1 pseudogene is annotated in these 1,020 nt (G+C 34.6%); it reads left to right on the forward strand.

The features are described from left to right. Positions 1 to 279: 279 nt before the first annotated feature. Positions 280 to 1,020, forward strand: a pseudogene (locus tag DM84_RS05980) (Rpn family recombination-promoting nuclease/putative transposase); the annotation flags it as partial.

A 1,020-nucleotide genomic window follows, 5' to 3' on the forward strand; every position in this document is an offset into this window, starting at 1 on the left:
GTCTTTTTTCTCTGTCTGGTAAACTTCTTAAATATTATAGCTTAGACTAGTTGCGTTTAAAAGCAGCTAAATTGCAGCGTTTAAGACATAAAAACGCCAATACTAAAAATAAATACTGACCAGGGCTTCTTTTGCCTTTTTCTTCGTTTTATAAATTTTTTAATATAATTGCAATTCAAGATGAGGCTTGGGTTCGTAGGCCAATACATTCGAAACAAAAAGATTGAATATTTCTACAGAATTGTGTATAATTTTTAATACTTCTTAAGTGAATTTCCTATGGCTTTATCAAAGTTTCTCGATCCAAAACTCGACCTGACCTTCAAGAAAATCTTCGGTACTGAGAAAAATAAGAATATTCTTATCCATTTTTTAAATGACATCTTAGGGTTTACTGGTGTCAATACAATACAAGAAGTGGAATTCCTTAACACTATTATGGATCCTGAAATTGCCTCTGATACACAAAGCATTGTTGACGTTCTTTGCAAGGATTCTTACGGAAATAGATATATCGCCGAGATGCAGCTCGCTCGCGATAAAGGCTTTGAAAAACGCGCTTAACTTTACGCTGCTAAGGCTTACTCGAGGCAATTAGATAAATCTGGCAATTACATAGACTTAAAGAAAGTTTTCTTTATCGCTATTTCCAATAGTACGCTGTTTCCCCCGGAGGTTGAGTATATTTCCACTCGTAATATACGGGATATAAAAACCAATGGACATTACTTAAAAGATTTTCAGTTTGTCTTTATTGAGTTGCCTAAATTCGCAAAAAACAGAGTGGAAGAACTAGATAGCACAGTAGAAAGGTGGTGCTTTTTTTCAAGTATGCAGAGGATACTACAGACGAAGACTTAAGGAATATAGCAGAAAAATCACCAATAATAAAGTTAGCATACGATGAGTTAGACAAGTTTCGTTGGAATGAGAAAGATTTATTAGCGTACGAAGAAAGGATAATGGATCTACGGAAAGAAGAAGGCATCCTAGCTCAAAAACTTGATGATGCTACTGAAA

The sequence above is a fragment of the Wolbachia pipientis genome, assembly GCF_023661085.1.
GTDB lineage: Bacteria > Pseudomonadota > Alphaproteobacteria > Rickettsiales > Anaplasmataceae > Wolbachia.